This window comes from Mesorhizobium sp. M2A.F.Ca.ET.042.01.1.1 (genome assembly GCF_003997405.1).
In the GTDB taxonomy this organism is placed as follows: Bacteria; Pseudomonadota; Alphaproteobacteria; order Rhizobiales; family Rhizobiaceae; genus Mesorhizobium.
The window spans coordinates 1-1123 of the sequence record NZ_RZRX01000581.1 but is presented as its reverse complement, the minus strand read 5'-3'; the positions used below and the strand labels follow the sequence as shown (position 1 = coordinate 1123).

General features: G+C 66.0%; 1 protein-coding gene. It reads right to left on the bottom strand.

The annotated features are described in order from the left end of the window. Positions 1-1123 (bottom strand): phosphoenolpyruvate--protein phosphotransferase (gene ptsP / locus EOA23_RS34980; RefSeq protein WP_127307342.1); only part of this gene is annotated, 1123 nt, incomplete at both ends.

Genomic DNA, 1123 nt, shown 5'->3' with positions numbered 1-1123 from the left:
CCCCCGCCTTGACCGTCAGCTCGATCGCCGACATCACCGCCGGATTGGTGACGTCGTTAAGCTTGGCGACCGTCGGGTTGAGGCGGTCGGCGGCCATGATGTACTGGGTGAGGTCGTTGGTGCCGATCGAGAAGAACGCCACTTCCTTCGCCAGCGCCGGCGCGATCAGCACGGCGGCCGGCGTCTCGATCATCACGCCGAGGTCGAAGCTTGCATGCTCCACGCCCTCAGCCTTCAACTCGGCCGCGCATTCATCGACCAGCGCACGGGTCCGCGTCACCTCGGCGATTTCCGAGACCATCGGCAGCATCACCTTGATGTTGCCGTGAACTGCGGCCCTGAGCAGCGCCCGCAGCTGCCTCTTGAAGATGTCGGGACGATCCAGACACATGCGGATGCCGCGCCAGCCGAGGAAGGGATTCTCCTCGTCGGGGAATTCGATGCCGGCGATCGGCTTGTCGCCGCCGATGTCGAGCGTGCGCACGATGACCGAATGCGGCGCGAACGCCCTGGCCAGGGCGCTGTAGGTCTCGGCCTGCATGTCTTCCGAAGGCAGATGCATGTGGCGCATGAAGAGCAGCTCGGTGCGGAACAGGCCGACGCCCATGGCGCCGGCTTCCTGCGCCGCTTCGATCTCCTCCAGCGAGCCGATATTGGCCGCGACCTCGATCACCGTGCCATCCGCGCGGGTCGGCGTCACGCTCTTGAACACTTTCAGCCCGGCGCGCTCCTGCGTCGCGGCTTCAACGCGCTTGTTGAAATCGGAGCGCGTCGCCTCATCCGGATCGACGATCACATGCCCGGCATTGCCGTCGATGGCGACCTCCTTGGCCGCACGCAACTCGTTGACCTTGTCTCCCAGACCCAGCACGGCCGGAATGCCGTGTGAGCGGGCGATGATGGCGATGTGCGAGGTGGCGCCGCCATGGCCGCAGACCACGCCGCCGATGCGCTTCAGCGGCGCGCGCGCCAGATCCCAGGCGCCGATGTCGTCGGCAATCAGGATCGCGCCTTGCGGAATGGTCTCCAGGCTGACTTCGTCCTGGCCGAGCAGCACCAGGCAGATCTGCCGGCCGACGGCATGGACATCGTCGGCCCGAGCATTGAGATAATGGTCGTCGAC